General features: G+C 67.8%; 28 protein-coding genes. 13 read left to right on the forward strand and 15 right to left on the reverse strand.

All coding sequences use genetic code 11. The annotated features are described in order from the left end of the window. Positions 1-348: 348 nt before the first annotated feature. Entirely contained in the window at positions 349-1,725 is a 1,377-nt protein-coding gene (gene dnaB, locus P5G52_RS03540) for a replicative DNA helicase (RefSeq protein WP_087071875.1), read from the forward strand. Here the strand turns inward: dnaB and P5G52_RS03545 are convergent. Continuing rightward, the gene (locus P5G52_RS03545; protein WP_301224730.1) at positions 1,722-2,144 is read right to left on the reverse strand and encodes a MarR family winged helix-turn-helix transcriptional regulator; all 423 of its coding nucleotides are present in this window, start codon (positions 2,142-2,144) and stop codon (positions 1,722-1,724) included. The two genes, dnaB and P5G52_RS03545, sit on opposite strands and share 4 nt — an antisense overlap. A gap of 230 nt (positions 2,145-2,374) precedes the next feature. Further along, positions 2,375-3,349: a DUF2382 domain-containing protein gene (locus P5G52_RS03550; protein ID WP_301224731.1), complete on the reverse strand. Its 975-nt coding sequence runs from the start codon at positions 3,347-3,349 to the stop codon at positions 2,375-2,377. Between the two features lie 335 nt (positions 3,350-3,684). On the opposite strand from P5G52_RS03550, the gene P5G52_RS03555 reads away from it, so the two are divergent. Beyond that, positions 3,685-4,068 carry a hypothetical protein gene (locus P5G52_RS03555; RefSeq protein ID WP_301224732.1) on the forward strand — a complete coding sequence of 128 codons (384 nt, stop codon included), beginning with the start codon at positions 3,685-3,687 and terminating at the stop codon, positions 4,066-4,068. Continuing rightward, a complete protein-coding gene (locus P5G52_RS03560; protein ID WP_301224733.1) occupies positions 4,055-4,642 on the forward strand; it encodes a cysteine hydrolase family protein in 588 nt (195 codons plus the stop codon). The genes P5G52_RS03555 and P5G52_RS03560 overlap by 14 nt, the downstream gene beginning before the upstream one ends. Before the next feature lie 126 nt (positions 4,643-4,768). Here the strand turns inward: P5G52_RS03560 and P5G52_RS03565 are convergent, their stop codons facing one another. Genes P5G52_RS03565 through P5G52_RS03575 form a run of 3 tightly spaced genes read right to left on the reverse strand, consistent with a single transcriptional unit; the run spans position 4,769 to position 6,749 of the window. Next, on the reverse strand, positions 4,769-5,464 hold the full coding sequence (locus tag P5G52_RS03565; RefSeq protein ID WP_301224735.1) for a DUF3618 domain-containing protein: 696 nt from the start codon (positions 5,462-5,464) through the stop codon (positions 4,769-4,771). Beyond that, entirely contained in the window at positions 5,461-5,913 is a 453-nt protein-coding gene (locus P5G52_RS03570) for a phage holin family protein (protein ID WP_301224737.1), read from the reverse strand. The genes P5G52_RS03565 and P5G52_RS03570 overlap by 4 nt, the downstream gene beginning before the upstream one ends. After that, positions 5,913-6,749 (reverse strand): hypothetical protein, encoded by an 837-nt coding sequence (locus tag P5G52_RS03575; protein WP_301224739.1) that lies wholly within the window; start codon positions 6,747-6,749, stop codon positions 5,913-5,915. Before P5G52_RS03575 ends, P5G52_RS03570 begins: the two co-directional genes overlap by 1 nt. A 280-nt stretch (positions 6,750-7,029) precedes the next feature. Here P5G52_RS03575 and P5G52_RS03580 point away from each other — a divergent pair, with 280 nt between their 5' ends. From P5G52_RS03580 to P5G52_RS03605, 6 genes are all read left to right on the forward strand, one after another. Next, positions 7,030-7,911: a manganese catalase gene (locus tag P5G52_RS03580; protein ID WP_301224741.1), complete on the forward strand. Its 882-nt coding sequence runs from the start codon at positions 7,030-7,032 to the stop codon at positions 7,909-7,911. A 32-nt stretch (positions 7,912-7,943) separates the two neighbouring features. Then, positions 7,944-8,405, forward strand: coding sequence for a DUF4383 domain-containing protein (locus tag P5G52_RS03585; RefSeq protein WP_301224743.1), 462 nt, complete (start codon positions 7,944-7,946; stop codon positions 8,403-8,405). A 240-nt stretch (positions 8,406-8,645) separates the two neighbouring features. After that, positions 8,646-9,680 carry an iron-containing redox enzyme family protein gene (locus tag P5G52_RS03590; protein ID WP_301224745.1) on the forward strand — a complete coding sequence of 345 codons (1,035 nt, stop codon included), beginning with the start codon at positions 8,646-8,648 and terminating at the stop codon, positions 9,678-9,680. Continuing rightward, positions 9,677-9,928 (forward strand): CDGSH iron-sulfur domain-containing protein, encoded by a 252-nt coding sequence (locus tag P5G52_RS03595; protein ID WP_435868637.1) that lies wholly within the window; start codon positions 9,677-9,679, stop codon positions 9,926-9,928. The genes P5G52_RS03590 and P5G52_RS03595 overlap by 4 nt, the downstream gene beginning before the upstream one ends. 83 nt (positions 9,929-10,011) lie before the next feature. Further along, complete coding sequence (locus P5G52_RS03600; RefSeq protein WP_301224747.1) at positions 10,012-10,770, forward strand: LamB/YcsF family protein; 759 nt, start codon at positions 10,012-10,014, stop codon at positions 10,768-10,770. Then, complete coding sequence (locus P5G52_RS03605) at positions 10,757-12,322, forward strand: 5-oxoprolinase subunit B/C family protein (RefSeq protein ID WP_301224749.1); 1,566 nt, start codon at positions 10,757-10,759, stop codon at positions 12,320-12,322. The genes P5G52_RS03600 and P5G52_RS03605 overlap by 14 nt, the downstream gene beginning before the upstream one ends. A 97-nt stretch (positions 12,323-12,419) precedes the next feature. Here P5G52_RS03605 and P5G52_RS03610 read toward each other — a convergent pair whose 3' ends face one another. Continuing rightward, complete coding sequence (locus P5G52_RS03610; RefSeq protein WP_301224751.1) at positions 12,420-13,748, reverse strand: MFS transporter; 1,329 nt, start codon at positions 13,746-13,748, stop codon at positions 12,420-12,422. After that, entirely contained in the window at positions 13,745-14,236 is a 492-nt protein-coding gene (locus P5G52_RS03615) for a winged helix-turn-helix transcriptional regulator (protein WP_301224753.1), read from the reverse strand. The genes P5G52_RS03610 and P5G52_RS03615 overlap by 4 nt, the downstream gene beginning before the upstream one ends. 181 nt (positions 14,237-14,417) lie before the next feature. On the opposite strand from P5G52_RS03615, the gene P5G52_RS03620 reads away from it, so the two are divergent. Further along, positions 14,418-14,792 (forward strand): GNAT family N-acetyltransferase, encoded by a 375-nt coding sequence (locus P5G52_RS03620; protein WP_301224755.1) that lies wholly within the window; start codon positions 14,418-14,420, stop codon positions 14,790-14,792. Positions 14,793-15,068: 276 nt separating this feature from the next. Here P5G52_RS03620 and P5G52_RS03625 read toward each other — a convergent pair whose 3' ends face one another. The 3 genes from P5G52_RS03625 to P5G52_RS03635 all read right to left on the reverse strand — a co-directional run bounded on the left by P5G52_RS03625 (position 15,069) and on the right by P5G52_RS03635 (position 17,928). Beyond that, positions 15,069-16,355: an ammonium transporter gene (locus P5G52_RS03625; RefSeq protein ID WP_301224757.1), complete on the reverse strand. Its 1,287-nt coding sequence runs from the start codon at positions 16,353-16,355 to the stop codon at positions 15,069-15,071. A 173-nt stretch (positions 16,356-16,528) separates the two neighbouring features. Further along, positions 16,529-16,825: a MoaD/ThiS family protein gene (locus tag P5G52_RS03630; RefSeq protein ID WP_363321860.1), complete on the reverse strand. Its 297-nt coding sequence runs from the start codon at positions 16,823-16,825 to the stop codon at positions 16,529-16,531. A gap of 8 nt (positions 16,826-16,833) precedes the next feature. After that, on the reverse strand, positions 16,834-17,928 hold the full coding sequence (locus P5G52_RS03635) for a WD40/YVTN/BNR-like repeat-containing protein (protein WP_301224759.1): 1,095 nt from the start codon (positions 17,926-17,928) through the stop codon (positions 16,834-16,836). 198 nt (positions 17,929-18,126) lie between these two features. On the opposite strand from P5G52_RS03635, the gene P5G52_RS03640 reads away from it, so the two are divergent. Next, on the forward strand, positions 18,127-18,561 hold the full coding sequence (locus P5G52_RS03640) for a hypothetical protein (protein WP_301224760.1): 435 nt from the start codon (positions 18,127-18,129) through the stop codon (positions 18,559-18,561). 282 nt (positions 18,562-18,843) lie between these two features. Here the strand turns inward: P5G52_RS03640 and P5G52_RS03645 are convergent, their stop codons facing one another. Both P5G52_RS03645 and P5G52_RS03650 read right to left on the reverse strand, forming a co-directional pair. Then, positions 18,844-19,176 carry a histone-like nucleoid-structuring protein Lsr2 gene (locus tag P5G52_RS03645; protein ID WP_301224761.1) on the reverse strand — a complete coding sequence of 111 codons (333 nt, stop codon included), beginning with the start codon at positions 19,174-19,176 and terminating at the stop codon, positions 18,844-18,846. Positions 19,177-19,359: 183 nt separating this feature from the next. Then, entirely contained in the window at positions 19,360-20,391 is a 1,032-nt protein-coding gene (locus P5G52_RS03650) for a sigma-70 family RNA polymerase sigma factor (RefSeq protein ID WP_301224763.1), read from the reverse strand. A gap of 131 nt (positions 20,392-20,522) precedes the next feature. Between P5G52_RS03650 and P5G52_RS03655 the strand changes: the two genes are divergently transcribed. Both P5G52_RS03655 and P5G52_RS03660 read left to right on the forward strand, forming a co-directional pair. Next, positions 20,523-21,080, forward strand: coding sequence for a dihydrofolate reductase family protein (locus P5G52_RS03655; protein WP_301224765.1), 558 nt, complete (start codon positions 20,523-20,525; stop codon positions 21,078-21,080). Positions 21,081-21,097: 17 nt separating this feature from the next. Beyond that, on the forward strand, positions 21,098-21,985 hold the full coding sequence (locus P5G52_RS03660; protein WP_301224767.1) for a DUF4031 domain-containing protein: 888 nt from the start codon (positions 21,098-21,100) through the stop codon (positions 21,983-21,985). Between the two features lie 85 nt (positions 21,986-22,070). Here the strand turns inward: P5G52_RS03660 and P5G52_RS03665 are convergent, their stop codons facing one another. From P5G52_RS03665 to P5G52_RS03675, 3 genes are read right to left on the reverse strand one after another with little or no spacing between them, the layout of a single operon-like run. Continuing rightward, positions 22,071-23,252, reverse strand: coding sequence for an L-talarate/galactarate dehydratase (locus tag P5G52_RS03665; protein WP_301224768.1), 1,182 nt, complete (start codon positions 23,250-23,252; stop codon positions 22,071-22,073). A gap of 38 nt (positions 23,253-23,290) precedes the next feature. Beyond that, positions 23,291-24,622, reverse strand: coding sequence for a glucarate dehydratase (gene gudD / locus P5G52_RS03670; protein WP_301224770.1), 1,332 nt, complete (start codon positions 24,620-24,622; stop codon positions 23,291-23,293). After that, the gene (locus P5G52_RS03675) at positions 24,619-26,229 is read right to left on the reverse strand and encodes an aldehyde dehydrogenase (NADP(+)) (RefSeq protein WP_301224772.1); all 1,611 of its coding nucleotides are present in this window, start codon (positions 26,227-26,229) and stop codon (positions 24,619-24,621) included. Before P5G52_RS03675 ends, gudD begins: the two co-directional genes overlap by 4 nt. Positions 26,230-26,236: the final 7 nt, after the last annotated feature.

Below are 26,236 nucleotides of genomic sequence, written 5' to 3' on the forward strand. Positions count from 1 at the left end.
GTCAACAGAGCACCTGTGGACGGAGGGGCGTGGAAATTAGTTTGAGTCCACAGCCGGGGGATAACGTTTCCGCAGGTCAGAGCCCTGTTGGGGCCAGAACAATTTCTTTGTCCACAGGGTTGTCCCCATCCTGTGCACAAGAGATGGCACGTAATCCACAGCTTATTTCCACTTACCCACACCCCCTGTTGGCACAGCGCTTGGTGCCCTCCGGGAAGAGGTCTAGCGTTGCTGGAGATTCCCAATAGTGAGGGTGGAGAGTGATAGGCCTGACCTGTCAGACCCGTCCCGGGTTTCCGGCGGACGCCTCGGCGACTGCCGCTTCGACAGCAGGAGAAAGGCCCTACAGTGTCCCTGGCACATGCAGATTCATCACCGGACACTCGTACCCCGGAATTCTCACGTACGCCTCCCCAGGACCTCGTCGCCGAGCAGTCCGTCCTGGGCGGGATGATGCTTTCCAAGGATGCAATCGCCGACTGCGTGGAGGTGCTTCGCGGCATCGACTTCTACCGGCCCGCGCATGAGAGCATCTACGAGGCCATCATCGACCTCTACGGCCGCGGGGAGCCGGCCGACGCCGTCACCGTCTCGGACGAGCTGACCAAGCGGGGAGAGATTTCCCGCATCGGCGGGCCTGCGTACCTCCACACGCTGATCCAGTCCGTTCCCACCGCGGCGAATGCCGGCTTCTACGCCGAGATCGTGCGTGAACGGGCCGTCCTTCGCCGGCTCGTCGACGCGGGCACGAAGATCGTCCAGCTCGGCTACTCCAACGACGGCGAGGTGGACGATCTCGTCAACGCCGCACAGGCCGAGGTGTACGCGGTCGCCGAGCGCCGCACGGCTGAGGACTACGTCGCGCTCAAGGACATCATCGAGGGCACCGTCGACGAGATCGAGTCGGCCGGCCATCGCGGCGAGGGCATGACCGGCGTCCCCACAGGATTCTACGAACTCGACGAGCTGACCCAGGGGCTGCATGGTGGCCAGATGATCGTCGTCGCAGCTCGTCCCGCCATGGGTAAGTCGACCTTCGCCCTGGACTGGGCGCGCTCGGCGGCCATCAAGCACAACATGACCACCGTCTTCTTCTCGCTCGAGATGGGCCGCAACGAGATTGCGATGCGCCTGCTGTCCGCCGAGGCCACCATCGGCCTGCAGGACCTGCGCAAGGGCACCATCAAGGACGAGCAGTGGGGCAAGATCGCCACGACGATGGGCCGCATGAACGACGCGCCCCTGTTCATCGACGACAGCCCGAACATGTCCCTCATGGAGATCCGAGCCAAGTGCCGGCGGCTCAAGCAGCGGCACGACCTCAAGCTCGTAGTGCTGGACTACCTCCAGCTGATGTCATCGGGCAAGCGCGTCGAGTCCCGCCAGCAGGAAGTCTCCGAGTTCTCGCGAGCACTGAAGCTGCTGGCCAAGGAACTCAACGTGCCGGTCGTCGCGCTCTCACAGCTGAACCGTGGCTCCGAGCAGCGGACGGACAAGCGCCCGCAGGTCTCCGATCTCCGCGAGTCCGGCTCGATCGAGCAGGACGCCGATATGGTCATCCTGCTCCACCGCGACGACGTGTACGACAAGGAATCGGCCCGTGCCGGCGAGGCCGATGTGATCGTGGCCAAGCACCGTAACGGGCCCACCAAGACCCTCGTGGTCGGTTTCCAGGGCCACTACTCACGGTTCAACAACATGGCCGCGGACGGCGGGGGCTACTAGTCCTTTTTCGGCCCGAGTTCGTTGATGACCGTCTTCAGGCGGTCGCGCAGGTCTTCGGAGGCAAGGCCGTCCTCGGACATCAGCTCGTGCTCGATGTTCTTCGCCCGTTCAAGCGCCTTCAGCCCCGCAGAGGTGATGGTGATGCGCTGGCTGCGGCGATCTGCTGTGTTGCGCAGCCGAGTCACGAGCCCGCGCTTCTCGAGGCGGTCCAGGGTCCGTCCAACGGTCTGTGCCTGGACGTGGACCAGTTGCGCCAGGCGCACGCCTGTCAGGGTGCCCTCGCGTTCGAGAACGCCGAGGGTCGTCAGGCCGGCGTGCGTGATGCCGATGCTCAGGAGCTTCTCGTTCCATGAGTGCTCGACGAGGCGGGCCGCGGTCGTGAGCAGGCGGCTGGTCGACCAATCGTTTAACTCCGGCACGATGGCGTGTCCTTCCTCGGTTGTACGCGGTGGATGCGCTTGTTCCTACTACTTACTCTAGACAATTTCGCCCGAAATAGACAGCAGGCTTATTATCGTGTGAATTGGGGGGCGATGGCATTCTCTGCCATTTCCTGGGCGCGACGGCGGGGCCGGAGCGGGTGCCGGCCGACCGAGGACGACGAAGGGCCCGGAGCCATGCCCCGGGCCCTTCATCGTTCACATTGTGCTTAGAGGTTGTTGCCTCGGCGGGTGTCGTCCCCGAGGTCGTTGCCTCGGCGGGTGTCATCTGCGCCGTCGACCTCGATCTCTTCCTTGCGGACCTCACCGTTGACCGTCTCGTTCGTGGTCACGGTCTCCTTGTCGAGGCGTACGCGCTCGACCGGGACAGTTTCCTTCTCGACGACGGGGCGCTCGGCGTGGAGGGTCACTTCGTGCTCTTCCTCGCTGATGTCCGGGCCGGCGTAGGCCTCGCCGCGGTTGGCCTCCGTGATGGGCTCGCGCTCGATGCGGACTTCCTCGTGGCTGACGGGAACGGTCTGGGTGACGTTCTCGGTGACCACGTACTTGCGCAGGCGGGCGCGGCCGACTTCACGGCGTTCCGTTCCGACGTGCAGCTGCTCTTCGGAGCGCGTCATTGCTTCGTCGGTGGTCGGGCCGGACGTGTCGTGGCCGACGGCGCCGCGCCCGGTGGTGCCGGTCGTGGCCGTGTCGGTGTCCGTCAGGCCTGAGTGGCGGCCGGAGGTGGTGTCGATGTCGACATCGCGGTCACCCTGTCCGGCGAAGCCGGTAGTGCCCGTGGTGCCGGTCGTCGTCGTGTCGGAGTAGGTGCCCGTGTTGGTGCCCGTGTTGGTGCCCGTGTTGGTGCCCGTGTTGGTGTCGGTGCCGCCGCCGATTTCGTAGTGGCGGTAGAGGCGATCCTCTTCCTCCGGGCTCAGGTTGCCGTCGGTCTCGATCCGGGGGGCATCCTTCACCTGGTGCTTGGTGTAGGGCACGCGGACGTCATGGCCTGCGACGTCAGCGCCCTGAAGGGGAATGAAGGACTCGGACGTGCCGAACAGGCCCGTCTTCGCCGTGACCCAGCTGGGCTCACCGGTCTGATCGTCGAGGTAGACCTGGCCGATGGAGCCGATCTTCTCTCCGTCAGAACCGAGGACATTGCCGCCGTTGCCGAGCAGGGTATCGATGTGTTCCTGGGTAATCATTTCCTTCTCCTTCTGAGTAATCTCACTGCGAGGGGTATGGAATTCTCGGCTGTAGGTTCCGCCGGGACCGGAGTCCCTGGCGAACCACCGGCCTCTAGAGTAAGCACACTTAGTAGTTAATTGGAAGCAGGCTTAGCGTTTCTCTTGAAATCCACAGCCGTAATCCCGCGTTTCCAAGCACCGGACGAGCGCCCGCACAGGGCGGCTTTGCCGGCCTCGAGAGCTTCCGTACAATGGCCGGAAGGTCCAGCCACCGGCCGAACATCCTGCTGGATGACGCGATATGCCCGCTTGGGCATGTGTCGCGCGTCGCTCACGTCACCGGAAGGCGCCCCATGGCAGCCGCACGTCCCCCTCATATCAATCAGGTCATGATCGCCGCCGCGGATCTCGAGAACGCCGAATTCGAGCGTGACCGGCTCGCGATGGTGTGCGGCGCGGCCATCCGGCTGGCCCTCGCCGACGGACATACCATCGCCCAGATCGCCCAAGCGGCGACCATGACCGAGAACGACGTGCGACGCCTGGCGGAGGCGTTGCCGGACGCCCTGGCCCAGCCAGCGGACCTTGTCGTCCTGCCAGGGCTCGCAGGGGGCCACGATGCCGCCCTGATCGGCCTTTACCCGTCCATGCTGGACATCGTGCCCTTCGAAGCGGACGCCGCGGCCCGCGAGGAGCTTGTCAGGGATGCCCCCCGGGAGCCGGATGCCGCGCTCTGACGCTTCAGCCGGGTCGGAGAGGGGCAGGGTGGCGCTGCTCATCATCGACATGCAGAACGCCTTCTTCGAGGACGAGGTCCTCGCCGGCGCCCAGGAAGCCCTGGTGGGCGCCTGCAACGCCCTGATCGACGCCGCACAGCGAGGGAGGGCGCCGGTGCTGGTGGCCCGCACCGAACACCTCCCGGACCGCTCGACGTGGACGGTCTCCATGCTCGATGACGACCAGGGGTTCATCTTCCGGGGGACGCACCAGGCGGACGCCGTCGAGGGCCTCCGCGTCGGAGGGCTCGAGACCGTGACGAAGACCCGCGACAGTGCCTTCTTCGGCACGGACCTCGCGGAGCGCCTCCGGGGCTACGGCGTGGAGCGGCTCGTCCTCGCCGGCGTCTCCACCCACAACTGCGTGGCGCACACGGGCGCCGATGCTTTCGCGCACGACTTCCGTGTCAGCTACGTACTCGACGCCATCGGCAGCACCAACGCGCAGTACGCGGCTGCGATGCTCGAGATCCTGTCCGTGGAGTACCGGCAGGCGGTCATCAGCCGGTCGGAAGCGGAGGCGCTCCTCACCTGATAGGTGACGCCTCGCCGCTCGCCCTGACGGACGCGGGAACTGGCGGAACCGGGAACTGGCGGAACCGCTAACGACGGAAGCCACCGGAACGAATCCCGGTGGCTTCCGTCGTCTGTACCTCGTAGGTCAGCTCTGCTTGACGTTCGACGTGGCGTCCTGGGCGCGGCCCTTGACGTGGCCGGCGGCCTGCTGACCCTCGTCCTTCACGGTCTGCACCGAATCGGTGGCCGACTCCTTCACGGACTGGACGGCGTCCTGCACCGGCTCCTTCACGTCCTCCACGATCTGCTTGGCGGCCTCTGTGACCTTCTCCTTCAGGGGCGCCGCCTGCTCCTTGAGCTGGGATGCCGCCTCCTGCTCCTTCTGGCTGGCCGGAATGAGGGACGCAACGAGCAGGCCGGCGCCGAAGGCGATCAGGCCGGCTGCGAGCGGGTTACCTGCAGCCTTGCTGGTGAGCTGGTGCGGAGCATTCTGGACGGCGTGTCCCGCGTGGGCGGCCTTGTCCTTGGCGGTGCCGGCGGCCGACTGGGCGGTACCCTTCCCGCTGCCGGCCGTGCTCCTGACGCTGTCCTTGACGTCGCCAGCCCTGCCGGTCACGGAGTCCTTGACATCTTCCGCCTTGCCCATAACGGAGTCCTTGACGTCCTCGGCCTTGCCCATGACGGTCTCCTTCACGTTGCTGAAGCTGGTCTTGACCTTCTCGGTCTGGCGGTGCGCGATATTTGCGGGATTCACCTTGTCTGCCACGGCGTCGACGTTGGTGCCCAGTTCCTCGCGGGTGCGTTCGATATCTGCGCGGATCTCTTCTGGTGTCTGGCTCATCGTGTCTGCTCACCTGGTTTCAGTGTCGGCGGGATCTCTTTGACGGTCTCCGCTGTCTGGGGGAGACCCTTGACCTGCTGCATTTCCTTCTTGCCCCTGGATGCCAGCACCGCGGCGATGATGCCCCAGATGACGGCGACGATGACGGCGGCCCAGCCGAGGGGCATGAGTGCGCCGAGGCCCCACATCAGGGCAAGGGACAGGAACAGGAGGACGAAGTGACCTCCGACCGCTGCGCCGGCGTACATGCCGGCACCTTTTCCGGCCTTCTTCGCCGATTCCGTGGCTTCGGCTTTCGCCAGAGCCACTTCCTGGCGCATGAGCTTGGAGAGGTCCTTCGTCACCTCCCCGAGGAGTTCGCCCACCGAGGCGTTGGCGGAGCGCTGCTCGGCCTCCGTCGGCAGGGGTGCGGCGGCCTGGTGGGCGCCGCCGGTGTATGCCTCAGCCATCAGCGCAGGCTCCCGTCATTCGGCAGGGTGCCCACGGGAGGGGTTCCCGGCGGGATGGTGGGGTAGTCGTCCGTGGGGTCGACGAACGCGGGGTTGGAACCTGCGACGTGCTGGCCGTGGGTCGCCTCACCGAAGCCGGCAGTAGCGGGGGTGCCGGTGTAGAGATCGGTTCCCGTCTCCGTGTAACCGGGGTAGGTTCCGGTCGTGGCGGTGTCGGTCGATGCGAAGTTCCGGGCGGAACCGGAGGTGGTCCCGGACTCCCGGTTGCCGGTGAACCCGCGGGTCAGGCGGCCGACGACGAGTCCCGATCCGGCCGCGATGGCGAGGAATGCTCCGGGCTTGCGGCGTGCGAAGGCCTTGACGTCCTCAAGGATGTCGGCGGCGTCGCGGCCCTCGAGCCAGCTCGCTGCCGAGTCGGTGCGCTGAGAGGCCTGCTGGACGACGCTGGATACCACGTGGTTGTCCGACTTCTCGGCGATGGACTTCAGCTCATCGGAGATGCTGCGGATGCCCTGGGTGATCTTCTGCTGCTGCGTGCCGGCCTGGTTCTTGACCTCGGAGGTCACCGTGCCCAACAGGTTCTTGGCCTGCGAGCCGGCCTCTGCAGCGACGCTCTTCGCCTCGGAGGCGGCGGTGCCGGCTACGTTCTTGGCTGCTTCCTTGCCTTCCTGGCCCACCTGCTGGGCCTGGTGCTTGGCAGCGGAAGTCTTCGATCCGGAGCTACCGCCGGCTGATCCGGTGGTGCCGAGCTCGTGGGCGCCAAGGTCCGAAGTGGACGATTCGCTGCCTGTGGTGGAGGGAACCAGGGGATCCTGCGGCCAATTCTGCGTAGTCATGGTTCTTCCTAACGTTGATATTGCCGTTAACGCGGACGCTCCATCGTGTTCTCGATGCGATGGTCCGGCATCTCGTGCTGGACTTATCACTGAAGCTAAGCATGCTTACCTTAACTTTTGCAAGCTCTTTCGCAAGATCCCGCAACATCTAAATAAGTAGACTTAGTATCTTCCAAAAATCCTAGTGGCGCGCTTAGCGTCGAATCAAGAGGACCTTCGCAACCGCTTCCAGAAGGAGCGGGTCCAAGTCGGCGAGGACCCTACGTGGGAGGTAGCAACCGTGTTTTTCCACAAGCAAGAGCTGCAGTACAAGGCCAGCCCGGACAAGCCCGACGCGGTCTACGCGCGCAAGCTGCAGGAAGTCCTCGGCGGCCAGTACGGCGAGATCACCGTGGCACTGCAGTACAGCTTCCAGGCCTGGAACGCCCATATCCCTGGCAAATACCGTGACCTGCTCTTCGGGATCGGCGCCGAGGAGATGGGGCATGTCGAGATGCTGGCGACGATGATCGCGCAGCTCCTCGAGAAAGCGCCGCTCGGCATCACCGAGGATGCCGTACAGTCCGATCCCGCCATCGCCGCAGTAGTCGGTGGCACCGACCTCCAGCACGCCATCGTGGCCGGAGCCGGTGCCCGACCCGTGGACAGTATGGGCAACCCCTGGCAGGGCAGCTACGTGACAGCGAGCGGCAACCTGCTCGCGGACTTCACCGCGAATGCGAACGCGGAGATGCAGGGCCGGCTGCAGGTGGCCCGCCTCTACCACATGACGGATGACCACGGCGTTCGGGACATGCTGTCCTTCCTCCTGGCACGGGACACCATGCACCAGAACCAGTGGGTGGCGGCCGCCAGGGAGCTGCAGGAATCGAAGCTCGAGGAGATGCCCGTGCCGAGCAACTTCCCGATCAAGAAGGAAGCCCGGGAGGTCTCCTACCAGTACCTCAACTTCTCGGACGGCAAGGCAGCGGCCGAGGGTCGCTGGGCCTCCGGACCGAGTCCGGACGGGAAGGGTGAGTTCACCTACCACGAGGGCCCCACCACGAGTGCGCCCATGCCGCCGGCCACCCACCCGGACTCCCGTTTCTATGGCACCACGGAGATCCCGAACACCGTCGAGAAGATGGCCGGCACCGTGCAGGACAAGCTGAACCGCGAATAACCCATCGCACAACCGAGGAGAAGGAGACTGTCATGACAAATACGAATAACCGCACGGTGGAGAGTGGCCGCACCACCCTGCAGCGCGCTGCCCAAGCAGTGGGCATCGTCTTCCTGCTGGTCGGCATCCTGGGGTTCATTCCCGGAATCACCTCGAACTACAACACGATGATGTTCGCCGGACACCAGTCGGAGGCGATGCTGCTCGGGATCTTCCAGGTCTCGATCCTCCACAACATCGTCCACCTGCTGTTCGGCATCGCCGGCGTGGCCATGTCGAGGACGGAGTCGGGGGCGCGCTCGTACCTCCTCGGTGGCGGAATCATCTACGCCATCCTGTGGCTCTACGGACTCGTGATCGGCCAGGAGTCGTCGGCCAATTTCGTCCCGGTGAACACCGCGGACGACTGGCTGCACTTCCTGCTGGCTGTCGGCATGATCGGCCTGGCCCTCGCGCTCGGTCGCCGCGACCGCTCCGCCACGCGCCGCGCCTGACCCGGACATCCGCCCCGTGGGCGGGAGTCCGGTGTGCGGCACCTTGAATCCGCACGTGGAGTACGGCACATCGAGTACCGCACGACGACGCCGGATCGTGGGCACCTTCGGGTGTTCATCGGTCCGGCGTCGTCGTGCGCGGCAGTCCCGGCGGCGGGCACCACGACGCACGAAAGCGAAGTACGCTTAGCATTGACGCCCCGGCTCCATGGGGTAGCCCTGTCGACAGAGAGGTCCTTGATGAAGCAGCCCTCCCCGCGCGGAGAAGTCAGCGCCCTAGTCCTGACCATCATTGCCGGAACAACCGAGTCGCAGCAGGACGCGCTCGAGCGGCTCGGCGCGCTCGTCGAGGCCGCGCTCTCCGAGACGGCGGACATCCTGCACGACGACGACCTCCAGCTCGCGCTCTTCTGCCTGTACGAGCTGCACTACAGCGGAATCGACGGCGCGGGCGACGACTGGGAATGGAATCCCGACCTCCTTCGCGTGCGGCAGCAGCTCGAGGCGGCGTTCGAGCGCAGGGTCCGGGACGAAGTCGTCCTCGGGGACCTGCCGGAGGCGACGAGCGAAGCAGTGTGCGCCGAGCTGTTCCGGATGACCGGCGAGGATTCCGGCCCGAGCATGTCCCGTTACGTGGCGAAGTCCGCGACGAACGAGCAGCTCCACGAGTTCCTCGTGCACAAGTCCATCTACCAGCTCAAGGAAGCCGACCCGCACACGTGGGCGATCCCGCGCCTGGCCGGCCGATCCAAGGCAGCCCTCGTGGAGATCCAGGCCGACGAGTACGGGAACGGCCTGCCCGCGCGGATGCACTCCGCACTCTTCGCCCGCACCATGCGTGAGCTCGGCATGGACGACGCGTATGGCGCCTATCTCGATGCCACTCCCGCCATCACCCTGGCGGTGAACAACCTCATGTCACTGTTCGGCCTCAACCGCCGGCTTCGAGGGGCGATCGTCGGACATCTGGCCGCCTACGAGATGACGTCATCGCAGCCGAACCGCCTGTACTCGCGCGGCTTCAAGCGCCTCGGGTACGGCGAGGACGCGCTCGAGTACTTCGACGAACACGTCGAGGCCGATGCCGTCCATGAGCAGATCGCCGGGCGGGACATGGCCGGCGGACTCGTCGAATCCGATCCGCGACTGCTGCAGGACGTCCTGTTCGGAGCGGCCGCCGGACTCGCCGTCGACACCCTCATGACCGTCCACATCATGGATGCCTGGGAGGCGGGCCGCTCCTCGCTGCGGGCCTCGGAATCGATGGCTTCGTGAGCGGGGCGCCCGACCTGTCCGGGCCGGCACCGGAGCGCCCGCTCAACTCCGGCAGTACCCCGGTGTCCATCGTCGCTTGTCCTAACGGCCCGCTCCTCATCCGTGGCGACTTCGAACTCGTCGGTGCGGACGGCAAGGAACTGCCGCGCACCCGGCGGACGGTAGCACTCTGCCGGTGCGGCGCGTCCGTGCTCAAGCCCTACTGCGACGGCTCGCACAAGCTCACCGGGTTCAAGTCGGAGCCCTGACGGCCGGCCGGCGTCCACACTGAAGGGCGTCCACCGGGCATGCTGGACGGGAATGCGAGGCGGGAAGCCCGAACGGAGGCCACATGGCGGCAATGGATCTGAACAGCGATGTCGGAGAATCGTTCGGCAACTGGACCTTCGGGGACGACGCCCGCATCATCGAGTCGGTCTCCAGCGTCAATGTGGCCTGCGGGTTCCACGCCGGAGACCCGACCGGGATCCGGGCCACGTGTGCGGCGGCCGCTTCGGCCGGAGTCACCGTCGGTGCGCACCCCGGCTATCGGGACCTGGCGGGCTTCGGCCGGCGGTTCATGGACGTCGACCCCTCCCAGCTGACCGACGACGTGGTCTACCAGATCGGGGCACTTCAGGCCCTCGCTCGTGCGGCAGGCACGGCGGTGAAGTACGTGAAGCCGCACGGCGCGCTGTACAACACGATCGCCGTGCACGAGGGCCAGGCCCGCGCCGTGGTGCGGTCGGTCCGCGAGGTGGATGACACGCTGCCGCTCCTGGTGCTGCCGAATTCCGTCATCGAGGCGGAGGCGCGCTCGGCCGGGCTCCGCACCGTCGTCGAGGCCTTCGCGGACAGGGCCTACCTGCCCGATGGCTCGCTCGTCTCCCGGCGGGAGCGCGGGGCCGTGCTCAGGGACGAGTCCGACGTCGTCGAGCACGTGCTGCGCATCGCGGCGGAGCGGGAGGTGGTGGCGATCGACGGTTCCCGCGTCCGCGTCAACGCCGAGAGCATCTGCGTCCATGGGGATACGCCGGGCGCCGTCGCGATGGCCGCAGCAGTGCGCCGTGCACTCGCGTCCGCGGGCGTGACGGTCGGTGCCTTCGCCTGACACGGCCGGCCCGCGGCAGGCCGGCAGGACCCTGCGGCCCGTCGGGGACTGCGGACTGCTCATCGAACTGCCCGGCCTGCCGGAGGTGCTGAGCGTGCAGGCGCAGCTCCAGGAACATCCGGTCGAGGGCCAGGTGGACGTGGTGGCGGCGGCCTGCACGGTCCTGGTCACGGTGCGGGAAACCCGTCAGGTGGGGGCCCTCGCGGACCGCCTTCGTGCGATGGATCCGTCCCTGCCCGCCGAGCAGGACGACACGCTCGTCACCATCGACGTGCAGTACGTCGGCGCCGACCTCACCGAGGTGGCCCGGCTGACGGGCCTGAGCGAGGACGCTGTCATCACGGCCCACACGACGACGCCGTGGGTGGCGGCCTTCGGTGGTTTCGCCCCCGGGTTCGCCTACCTCACGGGCGGGGACCCCCGCCGGGAGGTCCCACGGAGGGACTCGCCCCGCACGGCGGTTCCGGCAGGATCCGTGGCGCTCGCCGGCACCTTCTCGGCGGTGTACCCGCGCGAGTCGCCCGGCGGCTGGCAGCTCATCGGCCGTACTGCCGCCGTTCTGTGGGACGCCCGCCGCGCGCAACCTGCCCTCATCCGGCCCGGCAACCGGGTCCGGTTCGCTGCGGTCCGCGAACTGGTCGAGGTGGCCGCGGTGCCGGCCGCGGTGGCTCCTGCCCCTCCACACGGACAGGGAGGCCTCATCGTCGTCGACCCCGGCCTCTACAGCACGCTGCAGGACCTCGGCAGGCCCGGCCGCATGGCACTCGGCGTCGCCGGGGCAGGGGCGCTGGACCGTGCCGCGTTCCGACAGGCGAACAGGCTCGTGGGAAATGCTGCCGGCTCGGCGGTCATCGAGAGCCTCAACGGGGGACTTGCCCTCCGGGCCGTGGAGGACCAGGTCCTCGCGGTCACCGGTGCCCACGTGGATCTGGCCATCGCCCTGCCCGACGGCGGTGAGCGCGAGGCGTCCCTCTGCACGCCCTTCCTGCTGCGCGACGGCGAGGTGCTGCGGCAGTCCCCTCCGGTGTCGGGCCTACGTGCCTACACGGCCGTGCGGGGTGGATTCGCCGGAGAGGAGGTGCTGGGCAGCCGGTCGACGGATTCGATGTCGGGACTCGGTCCTCCCGCATTGGCGAGGGGGATGAGCCTGCCGGTGGGGCCGCCGGGGCGGTCGGCGGTGGGTTCCGCGGAAGTCCTGTGGCCGCCCGGGGGGCCGGAAGTCCTGCGGGTGGTCCCGGGTCCCCGGGACGACTGGTTCGACGACGACGCGCTCGCCCGCCTATGCGGAACGGACTGGACGGTCACGGCGCAGTCCAACCGGATCGGCCTGCGGCTCGACGGCCCGTCCCTGAGGCGGACGCGCGAGGGAGAACTGCCGAGCGAAGGGACGGTGCGTGGAGCCCTGCAGGTACCACCGTCGGGCCTGCCGATACTGTTCCTGGCCGACCATCCGGTCACGGGAGGCTATCCGGTGATCGCCGTCGTCGCCTCCGCGGACCTGGACCGTGCGGCGCAACTGCCGCCGGGCGCCGTGGTCCGGTTCCGGACCTGACCTCCCGCGGTGGCCAGCCCACCGGCTGCCGGTGAGCCAGACAGAGCCGGGACGACGGCGGCGGGCGACGGGCGTCGGCGTCCGTCAGTCGTTGGTGTCAGTCGTCAGCCGGGACGAGGGCCTTGGTGACCGCGTCCCGCCGTGGGGCGGCCTCCGTGTCCCGGCGGACCAGGACGGTGAGCAGCACCGCCACGACGCAAAGGACGGCTGCCCCGAACCAGGCGATCGTGTACTCGCCCGTCGTGTCCCGGATGAGTCCCGCTCCCACGGCTGCGGCGGCCGCACCGAGCTGGTGCGCGGCGAACACCCAGCCGAACACGAGGGGCCCGTCGGCGCCGAACGCACTCCGGCAGAGGGCGACCGTCGGAGGCACCGTCGCCACCCAGTCCAGCCCGTAGATGACGATGAAGATCACCATCGGCGGCCGGACCGTCGCGGCCAGCAGCGCGGGCAGCACGAAGAGGCTGACGCCGCGGAAGAGGTAGTAGGCGGCGAGGAGCACCTTGGGGTTGTAGCGGTCGGTCAACCAGCCGGAGGCGATGGTCCCTACGATGTCGAAGATCCCGACGACGGCGAGGAGCCCCGCGGCCGTCGTCGTCGGCATGCCGTGGTCATGAGCGGACGGGATGAAGTGTGTGCCGATGAGGCCGTTCGTCGTCGCTCCACAGATGGCGAAGCCGAGGGCCAGCGCCCAGAACGTGCGGTGGTGGGATGCCGCGCGGAGCGCACGCAGTGCCCGCACCGCGGCGTTGGTCGAGTCGGCCGCTCGCGGCGCGGCGGGTTCCTCCGTCCCTTCAGCGCCTGAAGGCGCTCCGTAGGGGCGGACGCCGATGTCCGCGGGGGAGTCGTGCACCCAGAGGAGCACGAGGGGTATCACCACGAGTGCGCCCGCCGCGATGACGAGCGATGCCGTCCGCCAGTTCGCCGCCTCGACCAGCACGGCCATCACCGGGAGGAACACGAGTTGCCCGGCCGCACTGCCCGCGGTCAGGATCCCGACTACGAGCCCGCGACGGCGGACGAACCAGGTGGAGGCGATGGTCGCCGCGAAGACGAGGGCGATGCTTCCGGTTCCGATGCCGATCAGGACGCCCCACGTGAGGAGGATCTGCCAGGGTTCCCGGACGAAGACGGTCAGGGCGCTTCCGGCGCCGATGACCAGGAGGGCGAAGGAGGTGACCCGGCGGACGCCGAACCTCTCCATGAGGGCGGCGGCGAAGGGTGCAGTGAGCCCGAAGAGGACGAGGTTGATGCTGACGGCCAGGGACAGGATGCCGCGGGACCACCCGAACTCCTGCTCGAGGGGGACCATCAGCACGGACGGAGCGGCACGGAATCCTGCGGCTCCGACGAGGGTCAGGAAGGCCACGGCGGCCACGATCCATGCCGGGTGGATACCCCGGCGCCCCCGGGTGGCGTGGCTCATTGCGAACCCGCGAGCTGGACGGGTCCCTCCGCGCGGGCGAAGCTCACCCACGTCGTCGTGTCGGCGGTGAGTTCCTCGTGGCAGGCGTCGCACCTGTCCGCGCTGGTGGTCCTGCGTCCGCAGGAAGAGTGGATGATCTGCATGTGCGCGGACTCCGAGGGTGCGCCGAGGTGCTGCTCGGCGAAATGGATCATGGCATTGAGGACCGGCAGCGTGCCTTCGCCCTTCGGCGTCAGCACGTACTCGTGGCGTGTCCTGCCGGATTCGTCGTCGTACGGCCTTCGGGCGAGCAGGTCATGCGCGGTGAGGGCGGAGAGCCGCTTGCTGAGGACGCTGTCTGCGATGCCGGTGGAGGCCTTGATGTCCTCGAACCGAGCCTTGCCGAAGAAGACCTCGCGCAGGACGAGCAGGCTCCACGGATCGCCCAGGACCTCGAGCCCCCGGGCAAGGGGGCACTGGCTGTCGGACCAATCGGATCTCAGGGGCATGCCGGCGATCGTAGGCTACTTTCTTCAGGAAAGCCAGAGGCTGACAGGGGCTGCCCCGCCAGGAGCCCCGGCGGCCCCCGGTGCATGTGGGAAGACGTGCACATGGAGTTTCGCGGACGGAAACGCGGCCGAAACCGCCGCTCCGTAGCGTGGAAGCACAACACTTCCACAGGAGGCGGCAATGCAGACGCTGAGGGTTCGACAGGTCCCCTGGGCCAATCCCGTGGCCACAGGGCTGCGGGAAGCGCTGCGCGCCGAGAACGAGCGGGGACGGGGGCCGAGTGCCCTTCCCGTGCGGGAAGACGACGGGAACGATATCGCCGTCTTCCTCATCGCCTACGAACTCGCCACGGGGCAGCCGGTCGGTTGTGGCGGCCTGCGGCTCCTCGGTCCCACGCACGCCGACATCGACTCCATCTACGTCCTGCCCTACGCCCGCTGGTCTGGAGTGTCCCAGGCCATCACCGAGGAGCTCACGTCCTGGGCGCGAGTGCACGGCATTACCGCCGTGGGCCCGGACGAAACTCTCGCGCAGCTCAACGCCCTGCGGCTTTAGGGTGCATCAGTCCGCCGGACGGTCCCCCCGCCCCGGCGAACGGTCCGCCCGCCACGCAGGCGTGCCGCCTGCCGTTGTGGCCTGAGCGCCTCGAGTCGCAGCGTCGCTGCCGTCTCGCGCTGTGGTGCGGACTGCCGATCGAAGATGGCCGCACGCATATAACGGATGCGGAATGAACAGCACCACGAACACGGAGAAGCAGTGCATCCCCTTCGGAAGGCACTGCTTCTCCGCCGTCGTGCCCAGGCCGTTCGACGACCCGGACACGGCCTGACGTTACTTGCGCGGCGCTCCGAGGTCCACGGGATCCTCGTCGGTCAGGTAGGCGAACTCGGAGTGGGCGGCGATGTCGATGCCGCGCAGCTCGTCCTCCTGTTCGATGCGGAGGCCGACGGTGCGCTGGATGACCTGTGCGATCACCCAGGTGACCACGAAGGAGTAGACCAGGACGGCCACGGTCGCGACGGTCTGGACGCCCAGCAGGCCGGCGCCGCCGCCGTAGAACAGCCCGGCGACGCCGTTGGGGGCATCCTCGGTGGCGAAGAACCCGATGAGCAGGGTTCCCAGGATGCCGCCGATGAGGTGTACGCCGACGACGTCGAGCGAGTCGTCGAAGCCCAGCCGGAACTTCAGCTCGATCGCGAGTGAGCAGACGGCTCCGGCGATCGCGCCGATGGCCAGGGCTCCCATGGGGCTGACGGCCCCACAGGCGGGGGTGATGGCGACGAGCGCGGAGATCAGGCCCGAGGCGGCTCCCATGCTGGTGGCGGCCCCGTTGCGGATGCGTTCCACGAGGGCCCACGCGAGAAGGCCCGCGGAAGCGGCGATGGCGGTATTGAGGAAGACCACCGAGGCGGCGTGTCCTGCGGAGAGGGCGGAGCCTGCGTTGAAGCCGAACCAGCCGACCCACAGGAGCCCGGCGCCCACGAGGACGAGGGGCCGGCTGTGCGGCTTGGCGTGGTCCACCTTCGGCCAGCCGTGGCTGCGTCCGAGTACGAGGGACAGGGCGAGCGCGGCGACACCGGCATTCATGTGCACTGCGAGGCCACCGGCGAAGTCGATGGCACCGAGGTTGTTCGCGATCCAGCCGCCGACCACCGAGCCGTCCTCCGAACTGAAGGCGAACACCCAGTGGGCGATCGGGAAGTAGACCAGGGTCGCCCAGACACCGGCGAAGATCATCCACGCGCCGAACTTCATGCGGCCCGCTGCAGCGCCGGCAACCAGCGCCGTGGTGACGCAGGCGAAGAAGAGCTGGAAGGCTGCGAACAGGATGGGTGGGATGGATGCATCCGGGTCCTCGGCCAGCAGCTGGCCCAGGCCGGCGTACTCGGCGACATCACCGATCAGTCCGAGGCCGCCTACCGAGTTGCCGAAGGCCATCGAGTACCCGAAGAGCGCCCACAGCACAGCGACGAGGCTCGCGCCGCCGAAGCACATCATCATCATGTTGAGGATGCGGCGGGAGCCCACCATTCCTCCGTAGAACAGGGCCAGTGCCGGGATCATCAGACAGACGAGCGCGGCGCTGGCGAGAATCCAAGCGACGTTTCCAGAATCCATGGGAAGTCCATTTCCGTGACAGCGCTTTCGTGTGCCCGAGGGGACAGAGCCCGGAGTCGCACTGGGGGTGGGTGCGGAACCGGGATGGCACACCGCGCTGAGCAATGGTAGACAGCGGCACGTTTCGGTCCGCCGCGGGCGCGGTTAACTTTGTGTTACGCCCCGTCCCGGCCCTAGCCGCCCGCGACCGACTGGATGATCATGACGGTCGCGCCTGTTGGAACCGGGGTTCCCAGCCCGTCCATCCGGCGCACGTCCTCGCCGTCGATGTAGATGTTCACGTAGCGCCTCAGTGCGCCGGTCTCCTCGCGGATGCGCTGGTCGAGCAGGGGGCGCCCGGCGCCGAGGTCGTCCAGCAGTGACGACACGTTCCCGTCGTCGGGCACGTTCATGCTGATCTCGCTGCGTCCGTCGACGTAGGGGCGGAGGAGCGTGGGGATCAGGACGGTCACGGAGGCCATGGTGGGCATGCTCCTGGTCAGGCGGGAACGACGGCGGCGCGCACCGAGAGCACGTCCGGCAGGTGGCTCGCCACTTCCCGGAAGGTGCGGCCCTCGTCGGCGCTCGCGTAGACGGTTCCCCCGCGTGTCCCGAAGTAGACGCCCGGGACCTCCGCCGTATCGACGCAGGCCGCGTCACGCAGCACGGCGTTGTAGTCGGCCCGCGGCAGTCCGGCGTCGCTGGCCTGCCAGGTTGCACCGGCGTCGTCCGTCCTGTGCACCATGAGGTGGCCGTCGGGTGGGATCCGCTCACCGTCGGCCTTCAGCGGGATGACCCAGGCGGTATTGCTACGGTGCGGGTGGGTGAGCATCACGAAGCCGAAGTCGGCCGGCAAGCCCTCCGCGATGGACTGCCAGGAGTCGCCGCGGTCGTGGCTCGTGTACACGCCGTGGTGGTTCTGCGCGAACAGGCGGTCGGGGTCGACGGCGTCGCGGGCCACCTTGTGCACGCACTGGCCGAACTCCGGTGCAGGGTCCGGCATGAAATAGGCACTGATGCCGTGGTTGCGGGGCTGCCAGGAACCCCCGCCGTCGTCGGACCGGTAGACGCCGCCCGTACTCATGGCGACGTGGACGGTGTCATCCGCGGGACTCGGCAGGACAGTGTGTGCGGCTGCTCCGCCGAAACCGGCGCCCCACTCGCTGCGGTGCGGGTGGTCCCAGAGGCCGCGGTTCAGTTCGAACGTCTCCCCGTGGTCCGTGGACTTCCAGACGGAGATCGGCTGGCATCCCGCCCAGACCACTCCGGGCCGGTTCTCCGCATCGGGCTGGATCTGCCAGATCCGCTCGAGCGCGGCCCCGTCGTCCGCTCCGAAGCGGATGCTGCCCTCCTGAGGTTCCGCCCAGGTCTCCCCGAGGTCGTCCGAATGCGCGATGCAGGGACCGAAGTGCCAGGACATACGCCCGGCGAAGAGGCGGGTCCTGCCGCCGCGGGTGTCGATGCCGACGCTGGGAATCTCCTCCATGAGGAACTTCGGCTCCGACACCGTCCAGGTCTCCCGGTCGGTACTCGAAGCGAGCCACAGGCCCTTCTTCGTACCGATGGCGAGAAGGGTGGTTCCTGCTGCTGACATGGCTGCCCCCGTTGGCGTGTTCCGGTTTCCACCCCGGCCCGATGATGCAAATCACTTGGGACGATGCCACGCACCACCCGTTTTGTACAGGTGCCGCTACCCGCTTCTGTCCGCATCCATGAAATCACCAGCGGAGCCTGCCACAGTTGGCGTATTCGATCGCTGGGGAGCGGATCATCCGTTCACCTGGAGGCACCGTTGCATCAGATCTTCCTAGGGAACGCCGCGCCCGCGCGGCCCTGTCCCGGTCCCGGCCACACCCCCGGCACCCGCCGGCACTGCGCCGGCAAGCATTGCGTCGAAGTCCGCTCCGGGCTGCTCGTGCTCTGGTGGGCTCCCGGCTCGCTGCTCACCGTCACCGACATCCTCGAGTCGTACGAGGGTATCCGCGAGCTGTCCGACGGCTACCTTTTGCCCCTGGTGATCCACCTGCAGGGCATGGTCGGGATCACGGCGAACGCCCGCACCGCGATGCTGGAGTGCGACCTCACCTCACGCGTGGCCTTCGTCGGCACGGGTCCCGTGGACCAGGTCATCGCCGCCTTCGTGGAGCAGTCCCTCTCGGAATCCCGCTATTTCGAAAGTCCCGCCAAGGCCGCGGCATGGGCACGCGAGGCCCGGAACGGGGACTAGCGGGAAGGTTTCGTTCTTCTTCGGTCCAGATCGAAAGGAGGCGGGCCCCATTCCTGGTTCCCGCCTCCTTCCCACTGAATTCCCCGTGTGGTGAATCGACTGCCTGCGTGGATCGACCGCCGTATTCCTCGACGTCGCACAATGTGCTGCGTCCGCCTGTGTCCCGGTCGATGTCCCGTTCGATTCCGGGACGCAGGCGGCGGCCATGGCTCCTATGCCGGGACCATTACCGGACATATCGTCCTAAAGGTCCGTCTGATAGGCCCGGAGGGGCCGCCGCGCTTAGCGGCTCTCGTTGTAGGCGTCGATGATCGACTGCGTGATGCGGCCGCGTGAACTCGGATTGAAGCCGTTCTCCTGGGCCCACTGGCGGATCTGCTGCGTGTCCTCGCGCTTCGACCGGGAGGAGGCTTTCGGGCTCGCTGCCGACTGTCGGCCGGAGCCCGCCTTGCGGCCCTTGTCCACATAGGCGGAGAGGGCGGAACGCAGGGAATTTGCATTGTCCTGGGTGAGGTCGATTTCATAGTTCGTGCCGTCGAGTGCGAACCGCACTGTTTCCTGTGCCTCTTCACCACTGAGGTCGTCGACCAATTGCACCTGTACGCGCTGTGCCATCACATTCTCCTGTGTCGTGCGAATGAATTCATCAGCCCCCGGTTCCCGACCTTATCCTGCAATCCCCGAAAAGTATCGGGATTTTCGTGAATGGGGACGACAAGGGTATTCCTGACGCCGCTCCGCCTGGAAATTCTCCGTGTTGTGACCTGCTGTCGCTGCCGCCGTCGTGCAGGCGTGACGCTAGTCCTCGAGGACCGTCTCGCGTTCGTCGATCACCAGTGGCAGTCCGAATGCCTCGAACATCTCCGGGTACAGGAAGTTGTGGTGGCCCACGATGCGCTCGCCATCCGTTTCGATGACCTGGATCGCGAACGGCTCCCACAGGCCGGGTTCGACGAGGTGGTAATTGGCGAAACCACCCGATCCGTTGATGGCCAGGGGGATGAGCCGCCCACCCTCGCAGACGCTGCCTTCGCCGAGGAACCAGGCACGCACATCGGCCGGACCACGGAGCCAGAGGTTGAAGGGCGGCATAGAGAGGACGACGTCGTCCCGCAGGAGCGAGACGAGTACCTCCATGTCGTAGGACTCGAAAGCACGCAGGTATTTGGCGAGCAGGTCCTTGTGCGCCGGGTCCTCGAGGGGCATGGGCGCGGTGGGCTCGTGGTGTGCCATCGTTTTGCGCGCACGCTGGAGTGCGCTGTTGATCGAGGCCGTGGTGACCTCGAGCAGGGCGGCGACCTCCGCCGCCGACCAGCGCAGCACCTCGCACAGGATCAGCGCGCTGCGCTGGAGTGGGGGCAGGTGCTGCAGGGCGGCGATGAAGGCCAGGCGGATGGTGTCGCGGGCCTCGGCGACGGCCGCCGGATCGCCCGACGGGTCGATGACGCGCTCGTCGGGGATCGGCTGCACGAACACGCCTTCGGTGAGGGGCGCCCCGAGCACGGCATCCGCGGTGCGGGTGGACGGACCGAGGTCCATCGGGCGCGCGCGGCGCTGCGGGCTGCGGAGCATGTCCACGCAGACGTTGTGCGCGATCCGGAAGAGCCAGGTGCGCAGGGAGGATTCGCCGGCGAACGAGTCGCGCCGTGACCAGGCCTTGATCATGGTCTCCTGCACGGCATCCTCGGCCTCGGACGCTTCACCGAGCATCCTGTAGCAGTACCCGGTCAACTCACGTCGGGAAGCTTCCAGGAGCCGTTCGAAGGGCTCCGTCTCCGCTTCCGTTCCGGGCAGGGTTCTTCGGGGCGGAGTGGCGGTCACGGGCTGCATGCATCGAGCGTAGCGATGGCCGTCCCGGGGCGGGAGGAGGCGGCCCGAAAATTTCTTCCTCCGCCGATGATTGAACCGACCCCGCTCCGTCTATTGTGTGGAAAGCCGCCAACCGATACCGGGAGCACCCCATGCGCAAACTCACAGCAGGCCTCTTCTCCTCCGTCGACGGAGTCGTCGAATCACCACACCTCTGGCAGTTCGACAGCTTCGACCCGGAACTCGGCGCAGGAATGGGGGCGATGATCAGCCGGGTGGATACCGTTCTGCTGGGCCGCCACGGGTACGAGGAGTGGTCCGGCTACTGGCCCTCCGCCGAGTCCGCCGACCCCTTCGGCAGCTTCATCAACCCGGTACGGAAGTTCGTGGCCTCGCGTACGCTCAGCGGGGATCTGGGCTGGACCAACGCGTCCCTCATGGACGCACCGCTCGAGGAGTTCGTCCGAACACTGAAGCAGACCGACGGCGGGGACATCGCGATCTGTGCCAGCATCTCGCTGGTGCGCCAGCTCCTGTTCGCCGGGCTGCTGGACTCACTCCTCCTGATGATCCACCCGGTGGTCGCGGGTTCGGGACGCCACCTCTTCGCGCCCACGGATCCGGTGACACGGCTGGAACTGCAGGAGACGACCATCACGAGCAAGGGCAACGTCCTGGCGTCCTACGGACTCCGCGCCGAAGAGGGCTGAACCCTAGACTGCCGGTTATGGCTGTCCTCATCGATCCGCCGTCCTGGCCGGCACACGGAACCGTGTTCTCCCACCTGGTGTCGACGTCGTCACTCGAGGAGCTCCACGCCTTCGCGGCGGCTGCGGGGATCCCGCACAGGGCCTTCGACGAGGACCATTACGACGTGCCGGCCCGGCGGTACCGGGAACTGGTGGAGCAGGGCGCCCTCGAGGTGAGCGGGACCGAGCTGGTACGGGCCCTGATCGCCAGCGGCCTCCGGGTCCCTGCCCGACGCCGGGGACCGAAACTCCGGGCGGCCCTCCTGTCGCGGTGGGCGTCGATCCTGCCCACGGATCCCGACCTGGCCGGAGAGCTGCTGGACCGGTGGAGCGAGCCCCACCGGAGGTACCACACCCCGGTGCACCTGCTTGCCGTCCTGGAAGCCCTGGACCAGCTCTTCGAGCCCACGGACGAGCCGCAGCGGATGCCCGTCCTCCTCTCCGCCTGGTTCCACGACGCCGTCTACGAGGGTGCGGCCGGGAAGGACGAACAGGCCTCCGCGGCGCTCGCCGTCGAGCGATTGACGGGCCGCGTGGACGGCGCCGTGGTGCGGGAGGTCGAGCGCCTGGTGCTCCTCACGGTGGGCCACGATCCTCGGGCGGAGGACAGGGCGGGGCAGCTCCTGTGCGACGCCGACCTCTCGGTTCTCGGCGGATCGCCCGAGGACTACGCGCGCTACGCGGCAGTGGTGCGGGCGGAATATTCGCATATTCCAGATGAAGCATTCATCGCCGGCCGGCGAAGTGTCCTGCAGCGGCTGCTCGCGCTCGACCCGCTGTACCGCACGGGGCGGGGGCAGTCACTCTGGGCGGAGCGGGCCGGCACCAACATGGCGCGGGAACTCGCCTCGCTCGCCCGGCCCTGACCTGGAGGGTCGGTGTGGCAGGCTTCCAACGTCGTACCTGCCACACCCGTCCGGGTCCTACCGTCCCACGGTAGGACCCGGACGGTCACTTCCGGCCGAACTCCACGGAGTCCGTCACCCAGGCGTGGGCCTGGTCGGAGAGGGTGAATCCCAGGCCGGGCCGGTTGGGGACGATCATCCGTCCCTGGCGGGTCTCGAGGCGTTCGTTGAACAGGGGATTGAGCCACTCGAAGTGCTCGACCCAGGGTTCCCTCGGATAGGCGGCCGCCAGGTGCAGGTGGATCTCCATGGCGAAGTGGGGAGCAAGCTGCAGTCCCGCCTGGTCGGCCAGTGCGGCCAGGCGCAGGAAGGGGGTGATGCCTCCGATCCGCGGTGCGTCGGGCTGGATGATGTCGACGGACCGATGGGTGATGAGGTCGATGTGTTCGCTGACGCTCGACAGCATCTCGCCCGTCGCGATGGAGGTGTCCAGCGCCTGCGCGAGCTGGGCGTGCCCTTCGGCGTCGTAGGCATCGAGGGGTTCCTCGATCCATACGAGGTCGAACTGCTCCAGCGTGCGGCCCATCCGCATGGCCGTGGGCCGGTCCCATTGCTGGTTGGCGTCCACCATGAAGGGGACGCCCTCGCCCAGGTGCTCCCGGACAGCGGCGACCCGCGCCAGGTCGACGCGGGAATCGGGATGGCCCACCTTGATCTTGATGCCGCCGATTCCGTCGGCGAGCGACCGGGTGGCGCGGTCCTTCACTTCCTCGATGGACGCCTGGAGGAACCCACCGGACGTGTTGTAGGTCTGCACGGAATCGCGGTACGAGCCCAGCAACTTCGCCAGGGGAAGGCCCGCCCGCTTGGCCTTCAGGTCGTAAAGGGCGATATCCAGCGCTGCGATGGCCTGCGTCGCCACCCCACTGCGTCCCACCGACGCGCCGGCCCACAGCAGCTTCTGGTACACGCGCCCGATGTCATTGGGGTCCTCGCCCAGCAGGTTGTCGGCGATCTCCCGTGCGTGCGCATACTGCGCCGGCCCGCCCGCGCGCTTCGAGTAACTGAACCCGATCCCGGAGTGGCCGTCGTCCGTGGTGATCTCCGCGAAGAGGAAGACGATCTCGGTCATCGGCCGCTGCCTGCCGGTCAGCACCTTCGCGTCACTGATGGGCGTGGCCAGCGGAAGCGTCAGGGTCGACAGCTTGACGTGGCGGATCCGATCGATCGCCGCGTCGATGCCGGTCGACGTGGCCACCGGGCTGGTCAGGGTGGTACTGGAATTCATGGGAGATCCTTCGTCTGGGGTCGGGAGGTCAGGGTCGGTCACCGGACGAGGCAGGGCCTCTTCGGGTCGAAGGTCCAGTCCGGCACGAGGTACTGCATGGCCGCAGCGTCGTCGCGGGAACCGAGGCCGTGTTCCAGGTACAGCTCGTGTGCCGCCTGGAGCGCGTCGCGATCCAGGTCGATGCCGAGGCCCGGACGCTGCGGGACTGTGATGAACCCGCCCTCGATCGGAAGGGGTTCCCGTGTGAGGGGTTGCCCGTCCTGCCAGATCCAGTGCGTATCCAGTGCCGTGATGTTCCCCGGCGCAGCCGCTCCCACATGCGTGAACATGGCAAGGGAGATGTCGAAGTGGTTGTTGGAGTGGGACCCCCAGGTGAGGCCGAAGTCGTTGCAGAGCTGCGCCACGCGGACAGAGCCCTGCATCGTCCAGAAGTGCGGGTCGGCGAGGGGGATGTCCACCGCGTTGGAGCGGATGGCGTGTGCCATCTGGCGCCAGTCGGTGGCGACCATGTTGGTCGCTGTGGGGAGCCCCGTGGCGCGCCTGAACTCGGCCATGGTCTCCCTGCCCGAAAATCCTCCTTCCGCGCCGCAGGGATCCTCGGCGTAGGCGAGGACACCGTGGAGTCCCGAGCACAGCTCGATGGCGTCCTTGAGGAGCCAGCCACCATTCGGGTCGAGCGTGATCCGGGCTTCCGGGAAGCGGGCAGCCAGGGCCTTGACGGCCTCTACCTCTTCCGCGCCCGGGAGCACCCCGCCCTTGAGCTTGAAGTCCTGGAACCCGTACCTCTCCTGGGCGGCTTCCGCGAGGGCGACGATGGCCTCCGGGGTCATGGCTTCGTCCCGGCGGAGGCGTCCCCAGGCGTCCGACGTGTCATCGCCGCTGAGGTAGGGCAGATCCGTGCTGGTGCGGTCGCCGACATAGAAGAGGTAGCCGAGCATCTGGACACGATCGCGCTGCTGCCCTTCGCCCAGGAGCTCCGCGACGGGGACCTCGAGGTGCTGGCCCATCAGGTCCAGGAGCGCCGATTCGATGGCGGTCACCGCGTGGATCGTCGTACGGAGGTCGAACGTCTGGGCGCCCCGGCCGCCGGCGTCGCGATCGGCGAAGCGCTCGGACACCTGCCGCAGCAGCTGGCGGTAGAGCGCGATGGGCCGGCCGACCAGCAGGTCACCGGCTTCCTCGATCGTCGAGCGGATGGCTTCGCCCCCGGGGACCTCGCCCAGGCCGGTGCGGCCCGCCGAGTCGGTGATGATGGCGATGTTGCGGGTGAAGTAGGGCCCGTGGGCTCCACTGAGGTTCAGCAGCATGCTGTCGTGCCCGGCGACAGGGACGACTTCGACGGAGGCGACGGTCGGGGTTGCTGAGGTCATCGTCCGGTCTCCGCATTCACGACGGTTCCATTCACACGGCGGTTGAGCTTCCACGGATTGGCGTCCTGCAGCGGCGCCGGGAGCAGCTCGTCGGGGATGTTCTGGTAGCTGACCGGTCGCTGGAACCGCAGGATGGCCAGTGATCCCACAGAGGTGGAGCGGGAGTCCGAGGTGGCAGGGTAGGGGCCGCCGTGGACCATGGCGTGGCCGACTTCTACGCCGGTCGGCCAGCTGTTGAACAGGATCCGCCCGACCCGTCGCTCCAGGACCGGCAGCAGGGGAGCGATGTCCGCAGTATCCGCCGAGGTCGCGTGGATGGTCGCTGTGAGCTGACCCTCCAGGGCCTCGGCGGCGGCGAGGAGTTCGTCCTCGCCGGTGTAGCGGATGAAGACCCCCGCAGCTCCGAAGACTTCTTCCTGAAGGCCGGCGTTGTCCCGGAAGGTGTCCGTGGTGGTGGTGAAGAGCACGGCGCCGGGGGCGTTCTTCGTGGGGCCGGGCCGGCCTTCCGCGACGACGTCGACGTCGGATTCGCCGCGCAGCTTCGCCACTCCCGCCGCGCATGCCTCGGCGATGCCACGGGTGAGCATGGTGGAGCCCTGAGTCTCCCGGAGCGCGTCGGAGGCAGCCGCGACGAACCGGTCTCCCTGGCCGCCGGCGGGCACGAAGACCAGTCCGGGGTTGGTGCAGAACTGTCCTGCGCCCATCGTCAGTGATCCGACGAGGCCGGAGGCGAGGGCGTCGACGTCGTCGCTGATGGCCCCCGGGAAGACGAAGACCGGGTTGATCGAGGACATCTCCGCGTACACGGGGATCGGTTCCGGCCGGGCCGCGGCGGTTGCCATGATGGCGGTGCCGCCGCTGCGGGAGCCCGTGAATCCCACGGCCTTGATGTGCGGGTCGGCCACGAGGGCCTGTCCGATGGACGTGCCGGCGCCGAACACCAGGGAGAAGACCCCGGCCGGCAGCCCGGATTCCTCGACTGCCCGCGTGATGGCGTGGCCGACGAGTTCGGCGGTGCCGGGGTGCGCGTTGTGGGCCTTGACGATGACGGGGCAGCCGGCAGCGAGGGCCGACGCCGTATCGCCTCCGCCGGTGGAGAACGCGAGGGGGAAGTTGCTGGCGCCGAAGACCGCGACAGGGCCGAGGGCGATGTGGCGCTGGCGGATGTCCAGGCGGGGCAGGGGAGCGCGGTCGGGGAGTGCGGGGTCGATGCGGGCCTGCACGTGATCACCCTGGCGGACGACGTCGGCGAAGAGGCGCATCTGCCCCACGGTGCGGGCGCGTTCGCCGTCGATGCGTGCGGCGGGCAGGCCGGTCTCGCGGACGGCCCGCTCAGTCAGTTCGGCACCGAGGGCGTCGATGTTGTCGGCGATGCGCTCGAGGAAAGCGGCACGTTCGGCGGGTGTCGTGGCCCGGTACGTGTCGAAGGCAGCCGCTGCTGCGGCGGTGGCCTCGGCGAGCTGGACGCCGTCGATCAGGGTGACGACCGGTTCGATCTTCTCGTTCGTGGCCGGGTCGATGGCGTACGCGGTGCCGGCGGATCCTTCGACGGCGCGGCCGGCGATGAGTGACCGGCCGGTGATGGTCGTGCTGAAAGTGGTGGTCATATCGGGA

Origin of the sequence: Arthrobacter burdickii, from assembly GCF_030433645.1 — a bacterium.
Taxonomy (GTDB): domain Bacteria; phylum Actinomycetota; class Actinomycetes; order Actinomycetales; family Micrococcaceae; genus Arthrobacter_D; species Arthrobacter_D burdickii.